The following is a 21,953-nucleotide window of genomic DNA, read 5'->3' on the forward strand; positions in this document are numbered from 1 at the left end:
TCTAATCCACAAACGGTTCGACAATTGTGCGCCTGCCGAGCAGGAAGGCGTCGGCAACGAGGCGAAGCGGTGCCAGATCGACGTCGCTTGCGCCGGTCGCCGCGAGCTCGACGAAGCGCCGGTAGAGTCCGCGATATTCCTCATCGGGCGCTTCGGCAAGCACCTTGCCGTCAATTGCCATGCGCGCGCCACCGCTGGACAAGGTCATCCGACCGCGGTCGGTGTCGACGACGATATCCCAGCTTTGCGGGCCGGTCTGGCGAAAGTCGAATTCGGCGGTCACAGGCAGGCCGTCAATGTCGATCAGTGTCAGGTTCGCGGCGATCGGCGCCTGGCAGTTTGCGGGAAAGGCCAGCTCGGCCGCGGTGACGAACACCGGCTTCGGCAGGATCCTGGTCAGGATCGACAGAGCGTTGATGCCGGGGTCGAACACGCCAAGACCGCCTGGCTCCCAGATCCAGCTCTGACCGGGATGCCAGACGCGGACATCCTCTTTCCAGCTGATATGCACAGAGGCAATGCGTCGATCGGCGAGCCATTGTCGCGCGGGTTCGACCGCCGGCGCATGGCGCGAATGCCAGGTCGCGAACAGCGTTCGCTTTGCCTCCGTCGCCATTGCGATCAGCGGATCGAGCTCGGCCACGCCGGTGCCCGGCGGCTTCTCCAGCATGACGTGCTTGCCGGCGGCGAGCGCCGCGGCGGCCTGCGCCCGCCTCACCTGCGGCGGCGTACAGAGCGAGACGGCATCGATCGGCGGCCCCCTCTCCAGCAATTCCTCAATGGTGGCGAAGTGCGGCAGACCCGGCAGCGAAGCGTTGCGGCTCGCGATCGCCGCCAGCGTTGCACCCGGCACCGCGGCGATCGCACCGACATGCTGATCACGCGCGATCTTGCCGAAGCCGACGATGGCGATCCGAAGCTCGGTCACGATCTCTCTCCAGATTCCGGGGATGGCAGCGCCTCGGCCGGTGCGGTCTCGATGACCGTGTCCTCATGGCGATGCATGCCGTTGTGAATGACGAAGACCATCGCCTCCGAAGCGGCCTCGGCATCGCCCGCCGCGATCGCATCGACGATCTTCTGGTGCCAGAGCAGCACGGTGTCGCGGTCCTCCGATTCCACGGGGGCGCTTAGCAGGAACGAGGCGCGCAGAGCCGCCTCGATGACGTGACCGATCGAGCGCATGAACAGATTGCCGGAGGCGCGGGCCACGCCGACGTGAAGCGCGAGGTCGGCATCGGCAAAGCCGACCGAGTCCGACGCTTCGAGCCGCATGCGCTCCATGCTGCGCCGAAGCTCGGCGAGATCCTCGTCCGATCGCCGTGTGGCGGCCAGCATCGCCGCGCGCGGCTCGACCGCAAGACGGATCTCGGCGAGGTCGTTCAGGAAACGCTTGTCGATGCCGGCGTCCAGATGCCAGGCCAGCACGTCGGCATCGAACATGTTCCAGGCGCCGCGCTCGCGCACGACGGTGCCGACGCGCGCCTTGGTGGTGAGCAGCCCCTTGGCCACCAGAGTCTTCACGCTCTCGCGCAGCACCGGCCGCGACACGCCGAACATCGCGATCATCTCGGCGTCGCCCGGCAGGCGCGTCCCCTCCGCGTAACGTCCGGCGATGATGTCGACGCCGATCGAGCGGGCGACCTCCGCATGGTTGGAGTGAGCCCGCCGTGTCGGGATGACAACGATGCGCGAGGTCATGTCGCGGCTCCCAGCCTCTTCGTCGCGGGCCGGCGCGCAAGCGCGACCAATCCCTGCTGCAAAGCGATGAATGCAAACAGCAAGACACCGGTCGCGATCTTTGTCCACCAGCTCGACAGCGTGCCGTCGAAATTAATGTAGGTCTGAATCAGGCCCTGAATCAGGACGCCGAGGAAGGTCCCGATCACCGAGCCCTGCCCGCCCGTGAGCAGCGTGCCGCCGATCACGACGGCGGCGATGGTATCGAGTTCGACACCGACGGCAGAGAGCGAATAGCCGGCGCTGGTGTAGAAAGAGAAGACGATGCCGGCGATTCCTGCGAGCAGGCTCGACAGCATGTAGATCTTCACCGTCATCTTGCCGACCGCAACGCCCATCAGGCTCGCGGTCGCCCGGCTGCCGCCGAGCGCGTAGACGTTGGCGCCAAACCGGGTGAGATGCAGCAGCAGGACACCGCCGGTCACGATCACGAGCATGATGATGGCAATTGCTGTCAGCCGCCCGCCACCTGGCATCCGCAGCGCGAAGTCCGACACCGTAGAATAGATCGGTGCCGTGATCGGGACCGATTCGGTGGAGAGCAGGAAGCTCGCGCCGCGCGCCAGGAACATGCCGGCCAGGGTCACGATGAACGGTGGCAAATCGAAGACATGGATCACCGCACCCATCGCCGCGCCAAAGGCTGCCGAGAGTACGAGGATGGCGACGAAGGCGACCAGCGGCGGCACGCCCCAGCGCTCGATCGCGAGCGCAACGAAGACGGTGGTGAAGCCGATCACCGAGCCGACCGAGAGATCGATGCCACCGGAGATGATGACGAAGGTCATGCCGACCGCGACGATGCCGAGGAAGGCATTGTCGGTGAGGAGATTGCCCACCACACGGGTGGAAGCGATGTTGGGAAACTGCACCGCGCAGGCCGCAAAGCCCGCGACCAGCACGATCGCCGTGATGAGGGCGGGCGACAGACCTCTCATGCTTTCGTCCTCCGCAGCCGCGCGGCGATGCCGGCAACGCCAGACAGTTTCGGCGACTGCAGCAGCAACACCGCAAGCACCACCACCGCCTTGACCAGCAGGTTGAACTCCGGCGGATAGCCGGACAGCAAAATGCCGGTGTTCATGGTCTGGATGATCAGCGCGCCGAACACGGCGAGCACGAGGCTGAATCGGCCGCCGAACAGCGAGGTGCCGCCGATCACTACGGCGAGGATTGCATCGAGCTCGAGCCAAAGGCCGGCATTGTTGGCGTCCGCCCCCATGATGTCGGCCGCCGCGATCACGCCGGCGAGCGCGGCACAGACGCCGCACCAGACGTAGACCGACAGGATCATCGCACGGGTGCCGACACCGGCAAGCTCGCTCGCGCGCGCGTTGCCGCCGGTCGCTTCGATCAAAAGCCCGAGCGCAGAGCCGCGCACCACGGCGCCGGTGAGGATGAGCATGCCGAGGGCAATCACGACCGGCACCGGCAGGCCGAGCACCGAGCCATTGCCGAGCCAGACCAGATCCGGCGAGGAGAAAGTGACGATGCGTCCTTCGGTGATGAGTTGGGCGATGCCGCGCCCTGCCACCATCAGGATCAGCGTCGCCACGATCGGCTGCATGCCGAGGACCGCGACGAGAAATCCGTTCCACAATCCGCAGACAAGGCCGGCCCCGAGTGCGGCAGCCAGCACCACTGGCAGGCCGTGACTGTCAGCAAGGCTCGCCGCGATCGCGCCGCAGATCGCCATCACGGCGCCGACCGACAGATCGATGCCGCGCGTTGCGATCACCAGCACCATGCCAAGCGACAGCAGCGCCACCGGCGTGCCGCGGTTGAGCACGTCGATCAGGCTACCGAAGAGACGACCGTCCTGGAGGCGCAGGTCGAAAAATTGCGGCGACACTACGCGGTCGACCGCGAGGATCACGATTAGCGCAAGAATCTGGGCGAGGCCGCGGCGCGGCAACAGCGCTGTCATGCCCGCCCCTCGTGCGCTGTCACAGCGCCGTCGGCGGCAATGACTGCGAGAATGTTGCCGACGTCGACCGCCTCGCCCGCGAGCTCCTCGACATGGGCGCGGTCGCGCAGCACCACGACGCGGTCGGAATAGGTCACGATCTCATCCAGCTCGGAGGAGATCACGAGCAGCGACAAGCCGTCGTCGCAGAGCTCGCGGATCAGGCGGATGATCTCGGCATGTGCGCCGACGTCGATGCCGCGGGTCGGCTCGTCCAGCACGAGGAGCCGCGGCGAGGTCGCGAGCCAGCGCGCCAGCAGCACTTTCTGCTGATTGCCCCCCGACAACAGGCCGACAGGACGTTCGGGATCGGCCGGGCGGATGTCGAGCATCTTGACGTAGCGCCGCGCGATCTCGTCCTGCTCGCGGCGCGACAGCGGACGATGCAGGCCGCGCTTGGCCTGGAGCGCGAGCACGATGTTCTCGCGCACGGTGAGCTCGGCGACGATGCCGTCGGTCTTGCGCTCCTCCGGGCAATAGCCGAAGCCATGGCGGACGCCGTCGCGCGGCGACTGCAGCCGGACGGGCGCGCCCTCTACCCTCGCCTGCCCGCAATCGGCGCGCTCGGCGCCGAACACCAGCCGCGCCGTCTCGGTGCGGCCCGAGCCGAGCAGGCCGGCAAGGCCGACGACCTCGCCATGGCGCAGCTCGAGATTGAACGGCGCGACATAACCGGCCTTGCCGTAACCCTCGTAGCTCGCACAGACATCGCGCACCGTGTGCTCGCCTACTGATGCCCGCTCGCTGGTGGTCTCGGCCAACTCGCGGCCGAGCATCATCCGGATCAATTCGAGCCGCGGCAGCGAGGCGGTCTCGCGCTCGCCGACCAGGCGGCCATTGCGCAAGACGGTGATGCGGTCGGATATCTCGTAGACCTGATCAAGGAAATGGCTGACGAAGACGATGCCGATGCCGCGCCCGGCGAGTTGCCGCATGATACCAAACAGGATCTCGACCTCGTGACGATCGAGACTCGCGGTCGGCTCATCCAGGATCAGCACACGCGCGGAGAGATCGACGGCGCGGGCGATCGCGGTGACGTGCTGCACGGCCACCGAATAGTTGCCGAGCGGTGCGGCGACGTCGATGTCGAGACCGAAATCCGCAAGCAGCGCCTTGGCGCGACGCCGCATCTCGCGCTCGCGCACGATGCCGAAGCGCATCGGCTGGCGGTCGAGGAACAGGTTCTGCGCCACGGAGAGGTTCGGCAGCAAATTGACTTCCTGGTAGACGGTGGCGATGCCGGCCCCAAGCGCCGCCTTGGCCGAACGCGGCGCAATTTCTTCGCCACTGATCCTGACGATGCCGGCATCGCGCGGGAACACGCCGGTGACGACCTTGATCAGCGTCGACTTGCCGGCGCCATTCTCGCCGAGCAGCGCATGGATCTCGCCGGCACGAAGCGTGAAATCGACCTGCTGCAGCGCGTGCACGGCGCCGAAGCTCTTGCTGATCCCGCGCACCTCCAACAGGGAGGCAGCAGGATCAAGGCTGTTCTGCATGGCAAAGTCACTCCCAGGGGTGCCCGCCGGCGATGCGGACATCCAGCCTATGCGTTTGCGCGGCCGTTTCGAAGAGGGTGGCCGGACCGCAAGCCGCGGTCCGGCCAAGCCCGCCTCAGTAACCGAGGCCCTTCTTGCTGTCGTAGATCTTCTGCGGATCGTCTGTGGCGGTATAGAGCTTGGACTCGGTCTGGATCCATTTCGGCGGAACCGTGCCCTTGTCCTTGAAGGCCGCGACGGCATCGAGCGCCGGGCCCGCCATGTTCGGCGTCAGCTCGACCGTGGCGTTGGCTTCGCCGGCGACCATTGCCTTGAAGATGTCGGGCACCGCGTCGATCGAAACGGTGAGGATGTCTTTGCCGGGCTTGAGGCCGGCCTCCTTCATCGCCTGGATCGCGCCGACCATCATGTCGTCGTTGTGCGCATAGACCGCACAGATGTTCTTGCCGCCGCCTTCGGCCTTGATGAAGCTCTCCATCACCTCCTTGCCCTTGGCGCGGGTGAAATCGCCGGTCTGGCTGCGCACCACCTTCAGGTTGGCGTGCTTGGCGATGGCGGTGTCAAACCCCTTCTTGCGGTTGGTGGCAACGCTGGCGCCGACCGTGCCTTGCAATTCGACGATGTTGCAGGGCTTGCTGCCGACGGTCTTGGCGAGCCAATCGCCGGCCACCTCGCCTTCATGCACGCTGTCGGAGGTGACGGCGGTGAGATAGAGCTCCTTGCCGGAGGGATCGATGTCGCGGTCGAGCAACACGACCGGGATCTTGGCTTCCTTGGCCTCCTTCAGCACCGAGTCCCAGCCGGTCGAGACGACGGGCGCGAGGAAGATCGCATCGACGTTCTGGGCAATGAAGGAGCGGATCGCCTTGATCTGGTTTTCCTGCTTCTGCTGCGCGTCGGCGATCTTGAGATTGACCTTCCGCTTGGCGGCCTCCTGCTTGGACACCGAAGTCTCGGCCGCGCGCCAGCCGGACTCCGATCCGATCTGCGAGAAGCCGATGGTGAGCTGGCCGGCCTTGGCCGGCAGCGGCAGAAGCAACGCGGCCATGGCGCTGGCCGCAAAAAGGGCTTTGAGGGTCATCAGGCGTGTCTCCCAAGAAGTCATCTTGTGTTATCTCGGGCGCTGATTGGTAGCATGGCACCCGCAGGCCGACCCTTTGAGGCGGCGGGAGGCACTATTTCACGGAAGATGGGTTCCGACTAGTCATATTATTTGACTATTTGGTGGAAAGCGCGACGCATGATGGCACGCGGTTCTATGACACGCTCAGCGCGATTTTGTTCCATTGATGCAACGGGGAGATGAAAGGAATTTACGCGTTGGGGTGCAGGCGCTCGATCCGCAGCGACGGTGATAACCAGTCGCGCGAGCTCTCTCCCGTCATTGCGAGCGTAGCGAAGCAATCCAGAATTCCTCCGCGGAAAGACCCTGGATTGCTTCGCTGCGCTCGCAATGACGGTGTGGATAGAGCTCTGCGTCTATCAACCTGACCAACTCGTGGTGGGGCCCCTCGCCCGCCACGCTTTGCCTGCCGGCCTCTCCCCACGCGCGGGGAGAGGCGAAGCTAGATCAGCTTCCGCTGCGCCAGGTTCTTCATCAGCGCGCCGATGCCGAAGGTCCAGGGCTCGCACTCTTCGCTGGTGCGCATGCGGTTGATGAGCTTGCCGAGCTCCGGCGCAGCGATGGTGACGATGTCGTCGCGCTTGTGGGTGAAGCCCTGCCCCGGCGCATCGCGATCCTTCACGGGAGCGAACATCGTGCCGAGGAACAGCACGAAGCCGTCGGGGTATTGATGGATCTTGCCGATGGTCTGCGCGACGAGGTCAGTCGGATCGCGGCTGATCTTGCTGATCGAGGAATGGCCGTCGAGAACGAACCCGTCCGTGCCGGTCACGTTCAGGCTGATGTCGAGCTTGCGCGCATCGTCGAGCGTGAAGGTGTCGTCGAACAGGCGCAGCAGCGGGCCGATCGAACAGGACGCATTGTTGTCCTTGGCCTTCGACAGCAGCAGCGCCGAGCGGCCCTCGAAGTCGCGCAGATTCACGTCGTTGCCGAGTGCGCCGCCGACGATCTTGCCGCGGCTCGACACGAACAGCACCAGCTCCGGCTCGGGATTGTTCCAGGTCGACTTCGGATGCAGGCCTGCATCCATGCCGGTGCCGACAGACGACATGGTCGGGGCCTTGGTGAACACCTCGGCATCGGGGCCGATGCCGACTTCGAGATACTGGCTCCAGGCGTTTTGGTCGATCAGCACCTGCTTCAGGTGCATGGCCTGATCCGAGCCCGGCTTGAGTTTTGACAGATCGTCGCCGATCAGGCGCGTCACTTCTTTGCGGATCGCTTCGGCGGAGGCCGGATTGCCCTTGGCGCGCTCCTCGATCACACGTTCCAGCATCGAGATGGCGAAGGTGACGCCGGCGGCCTTCAGGGTCTGCAGATCGACCGGCGCAAGCAGCCAGGGCTTGTTGGGGTCGCGGCCGTCGGGGGCGGTGTTGGCCACGATGGCGTCGAGATCGCCGATGCGTTCGCCCTTGGTCGCGCCAAGCGCCTTGGCCGGATTGTCTTCCTCGCAGAGCGCGCTGACAGTCGGAAACCTCGAGGTGACGTCGAACACGCCATCACTGCGTACGGCAACCACGGCCGGACCGCTCACCCGCGGCAGCCAGACACGGCCGACCAGCGTCCCCTTCGTTCCATCCGCGGGGAGAAGGTCTTTCACTGTCAATGTCGTCATGGCCGAGCCCTCGCTGTTTCTAAGGACCAGCTGCATTTGCAGCCGCCGATCCCATTGGCGAAGACCAATAAACGTCTGGCGGGGGAAGTCCAGAGCGGCTGCGCGCCGTGCGGCTATGCCCCTGCCCGCGCCTTTCGCGCCGCGATCTGCTGCAGCGCCCAACGTGCATTCTTGCGGACATCGGGATCGGGATCGTCGGCGATCACGGCGAGGAACGCCTCGCCGTCGGGATGGGCGATCTCGCCGAGCGCGGCGGCCGCTTCTTTGCGCAGGTTGGCCTGGTCATGATTGACGCAATGGCCAATCGGCCGCACTGCGCGCTCGATCTTCATCTTCCCGAGGCTGCGGATCGCCTTCAGCCGCACCTGCCAGAACTCGTCTGCAAGGCAAGCGACGAGTTGATCAGCCGCGATCCCGCCATTGGCGTTCAAGCCCAGCGTTTCCGCGGCCATCTCGCGCACCATCCAATCCGAATCCTTCAGCGCCCGCGTGATGGTTTCGGCCGCGGGCTTCATCTGCGAGAACGCAAGCGCGCTCACAGCGGCGCGGCGCACATGGGCATCGGGATCGTTGATCAGCGCGGTCAGCGCGGGGATCGATTCCTCCAGCTTGAGGAAACCGATCACGCCAATCGCCTGCACACGCACGGCGGCATCTGCATCCTGGAGCGCTTCCAGCGCGGGTTTCAGCGTGTCCTTGCAGCGCAGCTCCTTGAGCGCGCGCAGTGCACCCATGCGGACGAAAGCATGGGTATGCCTGACCAGCGGCAGGATCACATCGGCGCAGGCAGGATCCTTGAACTCGGCCATGCTGTCGGCCGCAGCGGCCGCGACGATCCTCTCGGGATCGACCAGCAGCTTCACCAGCGCACTTGCCGCCTCCGGCCCGTCGAACTCCCCCAGCGCCATCGCGACCTGCTGGCGCACGCCTGCGTCAGGATCGGCCACCATGTTGGCGAGATGCGCGACAGCTGCGGGATCGCCGGAATGGCCGAGCGCGATGATGGCAACGCGGCGCTCGGCGGGATCGGCGGCCTGAAGCCGCTCGTCGGCGTCCTCCAAGTCGTCGTAGGACTCGAACGGGCTCGACATGTTCACCTCAACAGATACGGAATGTTGACGGTGACGGCGCCGGTCGGGCAATCGGCCTCGCAAGGCATGCAGTACCAGCACTCGTCATAGGCCATGTAGGCCTTGTTGGTCATGTCGCTGATGCGAAGCACGTCGAGCGGGCAGACGTCGACGCACACCGTGCAGCCCTTGTCCGCGATGCATTTGGCGTCGTCGACGACCACCGGAACCGATGTCTGATAGGACGCGAGAGGCATTTGATGTCTCCTGTTGCTTTTGCGCTGTGATCAGGCGGAGGCGCGGATGCGCTGCTTGTCGTAGAGGTCTTTCTCGTCGTCCGCGATCGGAACGACATAGGGCTCGACGGCGCGCTTCTCGCTGGTCATCTTGCCGTCCTGCTTGGACAGCAGCGTGTGGCAGAACCAGTTCTCGTTGTCCTTCTCCGGAAAATCCGTGCGCCAGTGATAGAGACCCCAGCGGCTCTCCTCGCGGTAGAGGGAGGCGTGCGCGGCCATGTCGGCGCAGTCCATGATCGACTGCACTTCGAGCGCGCGGAGCAATTCGTGCGCGTTACGCGCGATCATGCGCTCCTGCATGTCCTCCCGCGCCTCGGCGAGGCGGCGCATGCCGAGCTCGTATTTGCGCGTGACTTTTGGCGGCTGGAGATAGTCGTTGACGAGGCGGCGGGTCTTGTATTCGACCTGGTTGGGCGGAATGCCGTCCTCGCGCTTGGTCGGCGCCATCACGCGGTCGCGCTCCATCGCGACGTCGGCGGCGTCGAACTCCGCAAAATCGTGATTGTCGGCGAATTCCATGGCGTCGATACCCGCGACCGAGCCGTTGGTGAAGGCCCCGAGCATGTAATTGTGCGGCACGCTCGCCATGTCGCCGGCGGCGTAGAGGCCGGGCACGGTGGTGCGCGCATTGTCGTCGACGAACACGCCGGAAGCGCTGTGGCCGGAGCAGAAACCGATCTCGGAGATGTGCATCTCGATCGACTCGCTGCGGTAGTCGACGCCGCGCCCCTGCTGGAACAAGCCGCGCGTCGGACGCTCGACCTTGTGCAGCGTGGATTCGATCTCGGAGATGGTGTCGGGATGCAGATGCTTGAGCTGGAGAAACACCGGGCCCTTGCCCGACAGGAGCTCATTGTAGAACTCCAGCATCATCTGGCCGGACCAGTAGTCGCATTCGATGAAGCGCGATCCTTCGTTGTTCGCCGTGTAGGCGCCGAAGGGGCCGGCGACATAAGCGCAGGCCGGGCCGTTATAGTCCTTGATCAGCGGGTTGATCTGGAAGCATTCGAGGTTCGCGAGCGCGGCGCCGGCGTGATAGGCCATGGCGTAGCCGTCGCCGGAATTGGCGGCGTTCTCATAGGTGCCGAACATGTAGCCGGAGGTCGGAAGACCGAGGCGGCCGGCGGCGCCCATACAGAGGACCACGGCCTTGGCCTTGATCACCAGCATCTCGGCGGTGCGGGTATTGACGCTCACGGCGCCGGCGATACGACCATCGGCGGACTTCAGCAGCCGCGTCGCCATGTAGCGGTTGGAGATCAGGATGCGGGCGCGGCGGAGCTGGCGGTACAGCGCCTTCTTCACGGTCTCGCCGTTCGGCATCGGCAGCACGTAGGTGCCGATGTGGTGCACCTTCTTGACGGCGTAATCTCCGTTCTCGTTCTTCAGGAAACGGATGCCGAAGCTGTCGAGCTCCTCGATGATTTTGTAGCAGTTCTGGGCGTATTTATAGACCGCCTTCTGATCGACGATGCCGTCATTGGCGATGGTGATTTCCTTGGTGTACTGCTCCGGCGTCGCGTAGCCGGGGATGACGGCGTTGTTCAGGCCGTCCATGCCCATCGAGATTGCGCCGGAGCGCTTGACGTTGGCCTTTTCGAGCAGGACGACGTTGGCCTTCGGGTTCTTCAGCTTCGCCTTCAGCGCTGCCATCGGGCCGGCCGTGCCGCCGCCGATCACCAGCACATCGCAGGAAACTTCCGAAAGTCCGTCGACGATCTGATCTAGTGACATCACTTGCTCCTGGCTCGCCGATCCCCGGCGCCTTTGCATCAGATTTGTTCAGAGGGCCTCCCGGGGATAGCAATTAGTTGTCGCCGGGACGCGATTTGCGCCTCAGCGCTCGACGAAAGCCTTTTCGATGACGAAATGACCGGGCTTGCTGTGGTTGCCCTCGACAAAGCCGCGGGCGGAGAACATCGCGTGCAGGTCCTCGAGCATCGCGGGACTGCCGCACAGCATGATGCGATCGGTCTCGATATCGAGGCCGGATAGCCCAATGTCGTCGAACATTTGGTTGGACGCGATCAGGTCGGTGATGCGGCCTCGGTTCCGGAACGGCTCGCGGGTCACGGTCGGGTAGTAGACGAGCTTGTCGCGGATCAGGGGTCCGAAGAATTCGTGATCGCGCAGGCCTTCGACGAGGTGTTCGCCGTAAGCGAGCTCGGAGACCTGTCGGCAGCCATGAGCGAGCACGATGGTCTCGTAGTTCTCGTAAACATCAGGGTCCTTGATCAGGCTGGCGAACGGCGCAAGGCCCGTGCCTGTCGAGAGCAGCAACAGGCGCTTTCCCGGAATGAGGTTGCCAGTGATCAGCGTGCCCGTCGCCTTGCGGCCGACCAGGATGATGTCGCCCTCCCTGATCTTCTGCAGGCGAGAGGTTAGCGGGCCGTCTTGCACCTTGATCGAGAAGAATTCGAGCGCCTCCTCGTGGTTGGCGCTGGCCATGCTGTAGGCCCGCATCAACGGCTTGCCCTCGACCTCCAGCCCGATCATGGCGAACTGGCCGTTCTGGAAACGAAAGCCGGGATCGCGCGTCGCGGTGAAGCTGAACAGGGAATCGGTCCAGTGCCTGACCGACAGAACCGTTTCCTTCTGAAATGCACTCATGGTCTCTCCTTGTCGATGACGCCAAGGTCACGAAGAGAGGAGAGTCCGGCAATTCGGAAGTGAATTTCCCGGTCGATTAGTTTCACATTTCGCGGGCGGTGATCCAGCAGAAGGCACGCGGTCACGCCCGCGCCGGCAATTAGTTGCTATTCGTGCACGCCTGAGCCGACATAGATGAAAGTCGGAGGTTCGTCATGACTATGACTCCATTGGTGGCGCCGATCGTGTCTGACTACGAAACCAGCTCCGATCTCGCATCGCTCCTTGTCCGCACCACGCAGGATGACGCGCTCAGCGTGCCCGCCGAAACACTCCGCCTCTCATGCAAATGCGCCCACTGCACCCGCGCCCGCTTCGACGGTCGCTTCCCGGAAACATTTCCGGGAATTGCAATCACCGAGATCGGCGATCTCGGCTATGGGCTGAACATCTCGTTTTCGGACGGCCATAACCGGGGGATTTACCCGAAGACGTATCTGCTGAGCCTGGCGGGGCGCTGACCCTCAAGCCGTTCCACGACCTCCGCCGTCATGCCCCGGCTTGACCGGGGCATCCAGTACGCCGCGGCGGATGTGGTGAGAGCGAGCGCTCCAACGCCGGCCTCTGGAATACTGGATCGCCGTCTTCACGGGCGATGACAGCGGAGTAAATCTGGCACGGACATTGCTCCTCTTTAGAACGGTTTGAACGTTCCGGAGGCAGACGATGTTGCAGGCGGCGAATGCGGTTCGCGGGGCCGCCCCCCCGACAGTCCGGCCTGCGGGCAGCTCCTCGCTGCTGCTCACCGAGAACCAGCAATGGATCGGCGGTCCACCACCGTTGATGGACAAGCTCTCACCGCGCGAGCGGGAGTTGGTGCTGAAGCAGGGCCGCCGAAAGGTCCTGAACCGCGGCCAGACGCTCTTCAGCCAGGGCGGCAAGCATGACGGTATCTGGCTGATCGAGAGCGGCCGCGTCCGCGTGTTCTACACCTCGCCGCTCGGCCGCGAGATCACGCTCGCTTATTGGCATGTCGGCAATTTCGTCGGCGGCCCTGAAGTGTTCGAAGGCACGGTGCACCAATGGTCCGGCGTCGCCTCCAGCAATTGCAGCGTGGTGCACCTGCCCGGCAAGGAGTTGCGGTCCCTTGCCGCCGAAATCCCGAACCTTGCGATCGGCCTGATCGAAGGCCTCACCTTCAAGGGCAAATGCTATTCGGCGCTGGCGCAGATGCTGGGAACGCGCTCGATCACCCAGCGCCTTGCGCATCTCTTGCTGCATCTCGTCGAGCTCTACGGCGTCGGCGACGCCGACGGCACCGTGATCGCCGCAGCTTTCACCCACGCCGACATAGCCCACATGGTCGGCGCCACCAGGCAATGGGTCACGATCAGCCTGAAGCGCATGCAGGAGAAGGGAATCGTGCAGACCAAGCGGTCGCAGATCGTGGTCTGCCGGACCGACGTGCTGGAGGAGATGCGCGGTCACGCATCTGACTAGGAGAATTTGCGGCCAAGGCCGGTGCACAGGCAAGCGGCTTTATAGTGCAGGACTGCTCAAGGAGTATGCAATCACCTTTTCCCGGCAACTAATCGACTGCAGTCGCCATTCCGGATTTGCCCTGCCCCCGTCCTCACCCAATCATGGCAACCACAGCACATCCAACCGAATGAGGATGAGAATGGTCCGCCATCTTCCCACGCTCTCGATCGCGATGTCGGTGACGTCGCTGGCGCTTCTAACCGCGCAGCCGGCCTCGGCGGAAACCGTCACGCTCGGCATCGGAACGCAGGACACCACGACCAACACCGTGACCGCGGGCGTCGTCATCCGGCAGCTGCATCTCCTCGAGAAATACCTGCCGAAGGACGGCAAGTACGCCAACATCAAGTTCGAGCTGGAGTGGCAGAACTTCACCTCAGGTCCGCCCGTCACCAATGCAATGATGGCGAACAAGCTGCAGATCGGCATGATGGGCGACTATCCGCTGATCGTGAACGGCTTCACCTTCGAGAGTAACCCGGAGAGCAAGAGCCGCCTGATGGGCATCGCCGCCTACAGCCTGTCCGGCTCGGGCAACGGCCTCGTCGTCCACAAGGACTCGCCCTATTACGACCTCGCCGATCTCAAGGGCAAGCTCGTCAGCGTGCCTTTCGGCTCCGCCGCGCACGGCATGGTGCTGAAAGCGATGCAGGATCGCGGCTATGCCCCCGACTTCTTCCAGCTCGTCAGCCAGAGCCCGGAGGTCGGCTCGACCAATCTCCAGGAGAAGAAGATCGACGCACACGCCGACTTCGTCCCCTTCGCCGAGCTGCTGCCGTTCCGCGGCTTCGCGCGAAAGATCTTTGACGGCGTCGAAACGAACCTGCCGACCTTTCACGGCATCGTGGTCCGCACCGATTTCGCCGAGAAATATCCGGAGGTCGTCGTCGCCTATTTCAAGGCGCTGATCGCCGCCAACCAGTGGCTGCGCGACGATCCAAAGCTGGCTGCCGAAAAAATCCAGGAATGGACCGGCATCAACAAGGAAGTCGTCTACATCTTCCTGGGGCCGAGCGGCAACATGACCACTGATCCGACGGTGAAGCCGGCGCTGATAGATGCAGCCAACGCCGACGTCAAGGTTCTCCAAAACCTCGGCCGCATGAAGGAGTTCGATCCGAAGAAATGGGTCGACGACAGCTACATCCGCAAGGCCTATGCCGAGATGAAGCTCGACTACGATGCACAGCTTGCGAGCACCAAGAATTACGAGATTTCCGGCGAAGATTCCTTCTGCAAGAAGCCGATCGCCGATCCGCGCAAGGCCGGTGAGGTCTGGGTCGATGACCTTGGCATCCTGCCCTTCTCGTCGCCCGCCTGCACCCTTGGCGCCTATGCCGACTTCAAGGCCAAGGGCAAGAAGATCAACGTCGCCTACGTCTTCGATACCACACGCGGCATCAAGCTGTTCGCCGACCAAGCCTTCTTCGCGGTCGGCAATGGCGACGTCGCCCCCTTCCTGCTGAAGAAGGATGCCGAAGCCTATGCCGCCAAGATCAGCGGTAAGGTGCTCGGCTTCGAAGACGCGGTGAAGGCGGCCGTCGGTGGAGGCAAGACGTGAGCAGTCCCGCCCTCGTCAGACATTCCGAGGACAGCATGCCGGCAACAGCGCTTGCAGAGGCGGACTCCGCGCCCGCCGTCGTCACTCCGTCCGCGATGCCCCCCTCTTTCGGCACACTCGCACTGCGCTGGTACCGGCTCAATCGCGCAGGCCTGCGCGCGGCCGCGATCGGCGTGATTTCACTGCTCGCCTTCCTGCTGGTCTGGCACCTGCTCACGACCTATCGCGTCGTGTTCTTTGTGCGCTTCACCAACGTACCCTCACCGCTTGCAGTCTATGCAAGCTTCACCAAGGCGATCCACGATCCCAAATTCCTGATGCATATCCTCTTGAGCTGCCGGCGCATCTTCATCGGCTTCTCGCTCGCCGCCATCGTGGGCGTGCCGCTCGGCCTGATCATGGGACGCTTCAAGCTGGTGCACGAGATCATTTTCCCGGTCGCCGAAGTGCTGCGGCCGATTCCGGCGATCGCCTGGGTGCCGATGGCGATCATGCTGTGGCCGACCAACGAGCAGAGCATCGTCTTCATCACCTTCCTCGGCTCGTTCTTCCCGATCCTGGTCAACACGCTGCACGGCATGTCGCTGGTCGACCCCGTGCTGGTGCGCGCCGCGCAATGTCTTGGCGCGCGGGAACGCTCGATCTTCCGCGAGGTGTATTTTCCGGCCTCGCTGCCGCACATCTTCACCGGCCTCACCGTCGGCATGGGCGTTGCCTGGGTGTCCCTGATCGCCGCTGAGATGATCTCCGGGCAGTACGGCATCGGCTACTTCACCTGGGAGGCCTATTCGCTGGTCCAATACGCGGACATCGCGCTCGGCATGATCGCGATCGGCGTGCTCGGACTCGGATCGAGCGTCCTGATCAGGGGCGCGGGACGATTGGTGATGCCGTGGAGAGCAAAATGAGCGAGGTCTCGGTGAACGCGCCGAAGGGCCATATCGAGGTCAGGGACTTCTCCCTCGCCTACGAGACCATCGAGGGAGCGGTGCAGGCCGTGACCGACACGCAGATCCATGTGAAACCTGGTGAGTTCGTCTCGATCGTCGGCCCCTCCGGCTGCGGAAAGTCGACGCTGCTCAACGCGGTCGCCGGCTTCCTTAAACCCACCACCGGCATTGTCACCGTCGACGGCGAACGCGTGAACGGCCCCAGCGCCGAACGAGGCATGGTCTTCCAGCAATATTCACTGTTCCCCTGGAAGACGGTGCGAGAGAACGTCGAGTTCGGCCTGAAGATGCGCGGCATGCCGCGCTCGCAACGCGAGCGCGCCGCGCGCACGCTCCTGGGGCTCGCAGGGCTGGAGGCCTTCGAGAAACATTATCCGGAAAAACTCTCCGGCGGCATGAAGCAGCGTGTCGGCATCGTCCGGGCGCTCGCCACCGGCCCGAAAGTGCTGCTGCTTGACGAGCCGTTCGGTGCGCTCGACGCGCAGACCCGTGTCATCATGCAGCAGATCCTCACCAACATGTGGCAGCGGCTGAAGATTTCGGTGCTATTCGTCACACACGATATCGACGAGGCGATCTTCCTGTCCGATCGCGTTTACTGCATGACCGCGCGCCCCGGCTCGATCAAGGCGGAGATCCCGATCCCGCTGGAGCGGCCGCGCCAGCAATCGATGATGATGTCGTCGGAGTTTTTGGCGCTGCGCCGCGGGCTGATGTCGTTGATCCGCGAGGAAAGCCTGAAGGCAATGGGCGGTGAGATCACCGACATGGGCATGCAAGGGCTGAGCATCGAGCTGCACGGGCACTCGCTGGCGGACGTGATCTGATTTAGCCGATCCGCTCGCGGCGATGACGGTCTCGTAGGGTGGGCAAAGCGAAAGCGTGCCCACCATTCTTCGTCTCATGTAGAACTGGTGGGCACGGCGCGTTCGCGCCTTTGCCCACCCTACGGCAATCTCGCGTCCCTCACTTGAACCAGTGCACCAGCGCGATGCTGATTCCGAGCAGCAGCATCAGCGACAGCGTCACGGCGGCGGTCACCCTGCCTCCGACATTGGCAAGTACGCGGACGTCGACGCCCAATCCCAGTGCAGCCATCGACACCACCGTGAGAAAGCTGGTGATCTTCGTTATCGGCGCCACCACCGTACTCGGCACGATCTCGAGGGAGCGCAGGGTCGCGAGCGCGAGGAAGCCGAGGATGAACCAGGGGACTAGGCGGAAGAAGCCGACATTGGCCTTCTTGGCGTCGCTCTGCCAGCGCGAGGCGACCAGCGACAGGCCAACGACCACCGGTCCGAGCATCAGGACGCGCATCAGTTTCACGAGCGTGCCGATCTGCGTCGAGACGAGCCCGGCCGGCACCGTCGCCGCGAGCACTTGCGGGACCGCATAAACCGTGAGACCTGCGAGGATGCCGTATTGCGTGGCCGACAATTGCAGCAGCGGAATCAGCAGCGGCAGGCCCAGCACCATCATCACGCCGAGGATCGCCGTGAAGGAGATCGAGGATGCGATCTCGTCGTTGGTGGCGCCGATGATCGGCGCCACCGCGGCGATCGCGGAATTGCCGCAGATCGAGTTGCCGCAGGCGATCAGGATCGACAGTCGCGTCGACAGGCCGAGGAGCCGGCTGAGGCCGAAGGAGACGCAGAGCGCGACCACGACGACCGCGGCGATCGAAGCCAGCAGCGCGATGCCGGAGGCGGCGATGGCCGCGAAGCTGATCGAGGCGCCGAGCAGCATCACCGCCACTTCAAGGAGCTGTTTGGCGCTGAAGGCGATGCCGGCCTGCCAGCGCGGCGCGGGCTTCCAGAAGCTGCGCAGCGCCATGCCGAGCAGGATCGCCATCACCAGCGCCTCGACATAGGGATGCTCGAAAACCCCCAGTTCCGCGCGTTCGAGCAGGGCCGAAACACCGGCGACCGCAATGCAGAGGAGGATGCCCGGAATCAGTGCCGCAATCCGGCTCGTGGCGGAGGCTGGCTTGGTATCGGCCGGGCTGGATGCTTGATTCTGCGACACAAATCTCTCCCAGAGGAGAAATATTTATACGCAGCGCCAGCGCGATGGGGAATAAGTTTTCGGCATATCAGGGCCGAGGGAAGTTCTGTCCTCAGCCCGGAATATTCGGGGGTCAGAAGATCAGGCGGCCTTAGAAGATCAGATTCTTGGCGAGCGAGGCGACCCGGCTGAAGCCGTCATAAATACCCGGCTCGAAGAAGGCCGCACGCGCCAGCACAATGCCGGCGACAAGCGACCAGAACAGAGCGGTGCCGGCCCGCAGCAGGAGCTTCGAGGCGCGCGATTTCGGCTGCGCGTCCGTTGCGGACACCAGCTGCTCGCCGAAGGGCTCAAATCCGGTGCGTTCCATAACCGTCAATCCATCAAATCGTGATGGGAATGTCGTCGTTTCCCGCCCAAACGGCAATGGAAGCGATTGGCGTTTTTGCCCCATGGAGGGAAATCTCCTTCCGTCAGCCGAGCTCGGGACAATAGTTTTCTTCTTCCAGCCTACTTGGACACCGGGGCCCGGCCTACAGGGCCAGATAACGCCGCCGGATGGCATCGTTGGCCTTCAGCTCGTCGATTCCGGCGGCATAGACGATCTGCCCCTTGTCGATGACCGTGGCGTGGCTCGCAAGGCCGAGGCAGAAATGCATGTTCTGCTCGGCGATCAGCACGGTCGATCCGATGCTTCGCAGCTGGCGCAACAGCTCGCCAATCCGCTGCACGATGATCGGCGCCAGCCCCTCGCTCGGCTCATCCAGCAGCAGCAGCGCCGGGTTGCCCATCAACGTGCGCGCGATTGCCAGCATCTGCTGCTCACCGCCGGAGAGGCGCCCGGCGATGCGATGGCGCAGCGGCTCCAGCAGCGGGAAGACGTCGTAGATGCGCCTGATCGGCCATTCGTCCTGGCCCTCCGGTCCCTTCTTGCGACCGATGACGAGATTGTCCTCGACACTGTGCTCCGGAAAGATCTGGCGGTCCTCCGGCACGAAGCCGAGGCCTGCGCGGGCGATATGATGCGGCTTCTGGCCGGAGATCACCGTACCGCGCAGGCTCACTTTGCCCCGCCGCGGCGGCGCGAGGCCCATGATCGCCTTCATAGTCGTCGATTTGCCGGCGCCATTGCGGCCGAGCAGCGCCATAGTCTCGCCCTGCCGCACCGACAGGCTGACGCCGAACAGGATCTGGCTGGTGCCGTAATAGACGTCGAGATCGGCGACTTCGATGACGACAGAACTCATGCGGCGGCTCCCGCATGCTCGGTGCCGAGATAGGCGTCGATCACGGCGCTGTTGTTGCGGATCTCGTCGGGCGTTCCGGTCGCGAGGATGCGGCCGTAGCACAGCACGACAATTTTTGGGGCGATCTTGAACACGATGTCCATGTCGTGCTCGATGAAGACGACCGTGATCCTCTGGGTCTCCCAGAGCTCACGCACCTTGTCGATCATGCGCCAGCGCTCTTCCGGACCCATGCCGGCCGTCGGCTCGTCCAGCAACAGCACCTTTGGCTCGAGCACTAGCGCCAGCGCGATGTCCAGCAGCTTCTGGTCGCCATGCGACAGCGTTGCCGCCGTACGCTGACGCTTGCTTGCCAAGCCTAGCAGCTCCATCACATGCTCGGCGCGGTCGCGCGCCTCCGGTAGTGGAAACCGCTTATGCAGCACCGAGGACGAGTGCTGATCCGCGCTCACGGCAGCCAGCATGGTCTCCTGCACCGTCAACGATTTGAAGATACTGGCAACCTGGAAGGCGCGGCCGATGCCGTGGCGGACAATCTCCGGCGGCGAGCGGCCGGCGAGATCGACGCCGTCGAGCAGGACCTGTCCGGTGTCCGGTTTGAGCGCACCAGTGATCAGGTTGAAGAACGTGCTCTTGCCCGCGCCGTTCGGGCCGATCACCGCGGTGAGTGAGCCATCAGGGAAGTCGAGCGTGACGTCATTGGTCGCCTTCACGCCGCCAAAGGACTTTGCGAGGTTGCGGATCTCGAGCATCGCTAGCGCCCCTCGCCTGTCTCGCGCCGCCGCGCCGCCCACTCGGCGACGAAATCGAGCAGACCTTTGCGCAGACCCAGCGCGAAGAACAGGATGACCACGCCGAGCACGATGCCGTGATACTCGGTGAACCGTGTCACGGTGTCGTTGAGCAGCAGAAATAGCACCGTTCCGACCATGGGCCCCAGAAAGGTCGAGACACCCCCGAGCATGTTGATGAAGATGCCCTCGCCCGAGATGGTCCAGTAGGCGAATTCCGGATAAGCGCCCGAAACGAACAGCGCCATCACCATGCCGCCCATCGCCGCGAACAGCGCCGCCAGCACGAAGACGGTGAGTTTTGCGCGCCAAACGTCGATGCCGAGGAAGCTCGCGCGCGCGGCATTGTCGCGGATCATGCGCAAGGTGTATCCAAACGGCGATTGCGCGATCTGACGCATCGCCAGCAGACCGAGGACCAGAAGCGCGCAGCTCGTGACATAGAGATGGACGTGGTTGGAAAGGTCGATGCCGAGAAACGCAGGCCTGGGAATACCGCCGCGCAGGCCCTGGTCGCCGCCCGTGAAGGAGGCCCAGGACAAGATGGTCGAGTGGATCAGCATCTGGAAGGCGAGCGTGACGAAGGCGAAATAGATTTCCTTCAGCCGCACGCAGATCGCGCCAATCACGGCGGCGACCACCGCCGTGATTGTGAGCGTCGCGATGAAAGCGACCGGAATGGGCACGGCGAGCTTCTGCATGATCAGGCCGAAGCCGTAGGCGCCAAGGCCGAAGAACATGCCATGGCCGAACGAGGTCAGGCCGGTATAGCCGACCAGCAGATTGAGCGAAGTCGCGAACAGGCCGTAAGCCGAGCATCGGATGACGAAATCGAGCAGCGCCTTGCTGCCGGTGAACAACGGAAGGCTCGCCAGCACGACGAAGGCGACCAGCGCAATCAGAACGTCGCGATAGCGTTGCAGCGCGACGCCGCCGCGCACCGGCAGCAGCCTCTCGGTGCGCCCGGCCTCCAGATCGGTCATGCCGCCTCCCTACCAAACAGGCCGGTGGGTTTTGAGACCAAGACGATCACCATGAACAGATACATCAGGCCTTCCGTGAACAGGGGAAAGCCAAGCGAACCGAACGAGCGGATCAAGCCGAGCAGCAGCGCGCCGATCAGCGCGCCCAGGATCGAGCCCATGCCGCCGATCACGGTGACGATGAAGGATTCGATCAGCACCGAGAATCCCATCCCCGGCGTCAGCGAGCGCACCGGCGCGGCCAGTGCGCCGGCAAGGCCCGCCAGCATGCCGCCGAGCGCGAACACGCCGCCATAGATCAGGCCGGTGTTGATGCCGAGCGCGGAGACCATGCCGGGATTATGCGCGGCGGCGCGGATCACCTTGCCGATGCGGCTGCGCGAGAGCCCGATGCCGAGCACGATCGCCGCGACGAGCGCCACGCCAATCAGCAGCAGATAATAAGGTGGCACCACGCCGCCGGCGATGAACAGCGGCATCACCTGGAACGCGGAGGGCATGCCCATCGACTTGAATTCGGGTCCCCAGATGATGCGCACGACGTCGTCAAAGATCAGCACGAAGGCATAGCAGACGAGCAGCTGCATCAAGACGTCCGCGCCATAGACGCGGCTCATGAAGACGCGCTCGAAGATCAATCCGAGTATTGCCGTGCCTGCCGCCCCGACCAGCATCGCAAGTGCAAAACTGCCGGTGAGCTGATAGGCGGTCATCGCAAAATAGGCGCCGAACATGTAGAAGGCGCCGTGGCTGAAATTGACCACCTTCAGTACACCGAAGATCAGGGTCAGTCCGACCGCGACCAGGAACAGCAGCATGCCGATGATGAGGCCGCTGGTGGTCTGCGTCACCAGGCAGGCGGAGCTGGAAAGGCAGCCGGCAAGGGCATCGAGATCCACGGAAGCACTTTCATTGTCGCGAGCCCGAGACGGCGCGGAGGACCAAACGAAAACGGCGGAGGCGGTCGCCCGCCT

General features: G+C 64.0%; 22 protein-coding genes. 5 read left to right on the plus strand and 17 right to left on the minus strand.

All coding sequences use genetic code 11. The features are described from left to right. Position 1: 1 nt before the first annotated feature. From XH84_RS27705 to XH84_RS27755, 11 genes are all read right to left on the minus strand, one after another. Positions 2-928 (minus strand): Gfo/Idh/MocA family protein, encoded by a 927-nt coding sequence (locus tag XH84_RS27705; RefSeq protein WP_128922645.1) that lies wholly within the window; start codon positions 926-928, stop codon positions 2-4. After that, entirely contained in the window at positions 925-1,701 is a 777-nt protein-coding gene (locus XH84_RS27710) for a FadR/GntR family transcriptional regulator (RefSeq protein WP_128922646.1), read from the minus strand. The genes XH84_RS27705 and XH84_RS27710 overlap by 4 nt, the downstream gene beginning before the upstream one ends. Continuing rightward, positions 1,698-2,678 carry a galactofuranose ABC transporter, permease protein YjfF gene (gene yjfF / locus XH84_RS27715; RefSeq protein ID WP_128922647.1) on the minus strand — a complete coding sequence of 327 codons (981 nt, stop codon included), beginning with the start codon at positions 2,676-2,678 and terminating at the stop codon, positions 1,698-1,700. The genes XH84_RS27710 and yjfF overlap by 4 nt, the downstream gene beginning before the upstream one ends. Beyond that, the gene (locus XH84_RS27720) at positions 2,675-3,667 is read right to left on the minus strand and encodes an ABC transporter permease (RefSeq protein ID WP_128922648.1); all 993 of its coding nucleotides are present in this window, start codon (positions 3,665-3,667) and stop codon (positions 2,675-2,677) included. The genes yjfF and XH84_RS27720 overlap by 4 nt, the downstream gene beginning before the upstream one ends. Continuing rightward, positions 3,664-5,208, minus strand: coding sequence for a sugar ABC transporter ATP-binding protein (locus XH84_RS27725; protein WP_164936652.1), 1,545 nt, complete (start codon positions 5,206-5,208; stop codon positions 3,664-3,666). The genes XH84_RS27720 and XH84_RS27725 overlap by 4 nt, the downstream gene beginning before the upstream one ends. A gap of 115 nt (positions 5,209-5,323) precedes the next feature. Next, on the minus strand, positions 5,324-6,289 hold the full coding sequence (ytfQ, locus tag XH84_RS27730; RefSeq protein WP_128922650.1) for a galactofuranose ABC transporter, galactofuranose-binding protein YtfQ: 966 nt from the start codon (positions 6,287-6,289) through the stop codon (positions 5,324-5,326). A 484-nt stretch (positions 6,290-6,773) separates the two neighbouring features. Beyond that, positions 6,774-7,946 carry a fumarylacetoacetate hydrolase family protein gene (locus XH84_RS27735; RefSeq protein ID WP_128922651.1) on the minus strand — a complete coding sequence of 391 codons (1,173 nt, stop codon included), beginning with the start codon at positions 7,944-7,946 and terminating at the stop codon, positions 6,774-6,776. Positions 7,947-8,059: 113 nt separating this feature from the next. Next, positions 8,060-9,037 (minus strand): HEAT repeat domain-containing protein, encoded by a 978-nt coding sequence (locus tag XH84_RS27740; protein ID WP_164936653.1) that lies wholly within the window; start codon positions 9,035-9,037, stop codon positions 8,060-8,062. Positions 9,038-9,039: 2 nt separating this feature from the next. Next, positions 9,040-9,273 carry a 4Fe-4S dicluster domain-containing protein gene (locus XH84_RS27745; protein ID WP_007593252.1) on the minus strand — a complete coding sequence of 78 codons (234 nt, stop codon included), beginning with the start codon at positions 9,271-9,273 and terminating at the stop codon, positions 9,040-9,042. Between the two features lie 30 nt (positions 9,274-9,303). Further along, on the minus strand, positions 9,304-11,046 hold the full coding sequence (locus tag XH84_RS27750) for a fumarate reductase/succinate dehydrogenase flavoprotein subunit (protein ID WP_164936654.1): 1,743 nt from the start codon (positions 11,044-11,046) through the stop codon (positions 9,304-9,306). A 102-nt stretch (positions 11,047-11,148) separates the two neighbouring features. Further along, positions 11,149-11,922 carry a ferredoxin--NADP reductase gene (locus XH84_RS27755; RefSeq protein WP_128922654.1) on the minus strand — a complete coding sequence of 258 codons (774 nt, stop codon included), beginning with the start codon at positions 11,920-11,922 and terminating at the stop codon, positions 11,149-11,151. 194 nt (positions 11,923-12,116) lie between these two features. On the opposite strand from XH84_RS27755, the gene XH84_RS27760 reads away from it, so the two are divergent. The 5 genes from XH84_RS27760 to XH84_RS27780 all read left to right on the plus strand — a co-directional run bounded on the left by XH84_RS27760 (position 12,117) and on the right by XH84_RS27780 (position 16,781). Next, complete coding sequence (locus XH84_RS27760; RefSeq protein WP_128922655.1) at positions 12,117-12,422, plus strand: gamma-butyrobetaine hydroxylase-like domain-containing protein; 306 nt, start codon at positions 12,117-12,119, stop codon at positions 12,420-12,422. A 205-nt stretch (positions 12,423-12,627) separates the two neighbouring features. Further along, positions 12,628-13,401 carry a Crp/Fnr family transcriptional regulator gene (locus XH84_RS27765; protein ID WP_128922656.1) on the plus strand — a complete coding sequence of 258 codons (774 nt, stop codon included), beginning with the start codon at positions 12,628-12,630 and terminating at the stop codon, positions 13,399-13,401. A 181-nt stretch (positions 13,402-13,582) separates the two neighbouring features. After that, a complete protein-coding gene (locus tag XH84_RS27770) occupies positions 13,583-15,004 on the plus strand; it encodes an ABC transporter substrate-binding protein (RefSeq protein ID WP_164936655.1) in 1,422 nt (473 codons plus the stop codon). Continuing rightward, positions 15,001-15,912, plus strand: a complete 912-nt coding sequence (locus XH84_RS27775; RefSeq protein ID WP_128922658.1) for an ABC transporter permease — start codon at positions 15,001-15,003, stop codon at positions 15,910-15,912. The genes XH84_RS27770 and XH84_RS27775 overlap by 4 nt, the downstream gene beginning before the upstream one ends. Next, on the plus strand, positions 15,909-16,781 hold the full coding sequence (locus XH84_RS27780; RefSeq protein ID WP_128922659.1) for an ABC transporter ATP-binding protein: 873 nt from the start codon (positions 15,909-15,911) through the stop codon (positions 16,779-16,781). The genes XH84_RS27775 and XH84_RS27780 overlap by 4 nt, the downstream gene beginning before the upstream one ends. Before the next feature lie 139 nt (positions 16,782-16,920). On the opposite strand, the gene XH84_RS27785 is transcribed toward XH84_RS27780, so the two are convergent. The 6 genes from XH84_RS27785 to XH84_RS27810 all read right to left on the minus strand — a co-directional run bounded on the left by XH84_RS27785 (position 16,921) and on the right by XH84_RS27810 (position 21,878). Beyond that, positions 16,921-17,979, minus strand: coding sequence for a YeiH family protein (locus XH84_RS27785; RefSeq protein ID WP_128922660.1), 1,059 nt, complete (start codon positions 17,977-17,979; stop codon positions 16,921-16,923). 130 nt (positions 17,980-18,109) lie between these two features. Next, positions 18,110-18,328: a hypothetical protein gene (locus XH84_RS27790; protein ID WP_122404048.1), complete on the minus strand. Its 219-nt coding sequence runs from the start codon at positions 18,326-18,328 to the stop codon at positions 18,110-18,112. A gap of 163 nt (positions 18,329-18,491) precedes the next feature. Further along, on the minus strand, positions 18,492-19,205 hold the full coding sequence (locus XH84_RS27795; protein ID WP_128922661.1) for an ABC transporter ATP-binding protein: 714 nt from the start codon (positions 19,203-19,205) through the stop codon (positions 18,492-18,494). Then, the gene (locus tag XH84_RS27800) at positions 19,202-19,957 is read right to left on the minus strand and encodes an ABC transporter ATP-binding protein (protein ID WP_128922662.1); all 756 of its coding nucleotides are present in this window, start codon (positions 19,955-19,957) and stop codon (positions 19,202-19,204) included. The genes XH84_RS27795 and XH84_RS27800 overlap by 4 nt, the downstream gene beginning before the upstream one ends. A gap of 2 nt (positions 19,958-19,959) precedes the next feature. Next, positions 19,960-20,979 (minus strand): branched-chain amino acid ABC transporter permease, encoded by a 1,020-nt coding sequence (locus XH84_RS27805; RefSeq protein WP_128922663.1) that lies wholly within the window; start codon positions 20,977-20,979, stop codon positions 19,960-19,962. Beyond that, positions 20,976-21,878, minus strand: coding sequence for a branched-chain amino acid ABC transporter permease (locus tag XH84_RS27810; RefSeq protein WP_128922664.1), 903 nt, complete (start codon positions 21,876-21,878; stop codon positions 20,976-20,978). The genes XH84_RS27805 and XH84_RS27810 overlap by 4 nt, the downstream gene beginning before the upstream one ends. Between the last annotated feature and the right edge of the window lie 75 nt (positions 21,879-21,953).

The organism is Bradyrhizobium nanningense, from assembly GCF_004114535.1.
Taxonomy (GTDB): Bacteria; Pseudomonadota; Alphaproteobacteria; order Rhizobiales; family Xanthobacteraceae; genus Bradyrhizobium; species Bradyrhizobium nanningense.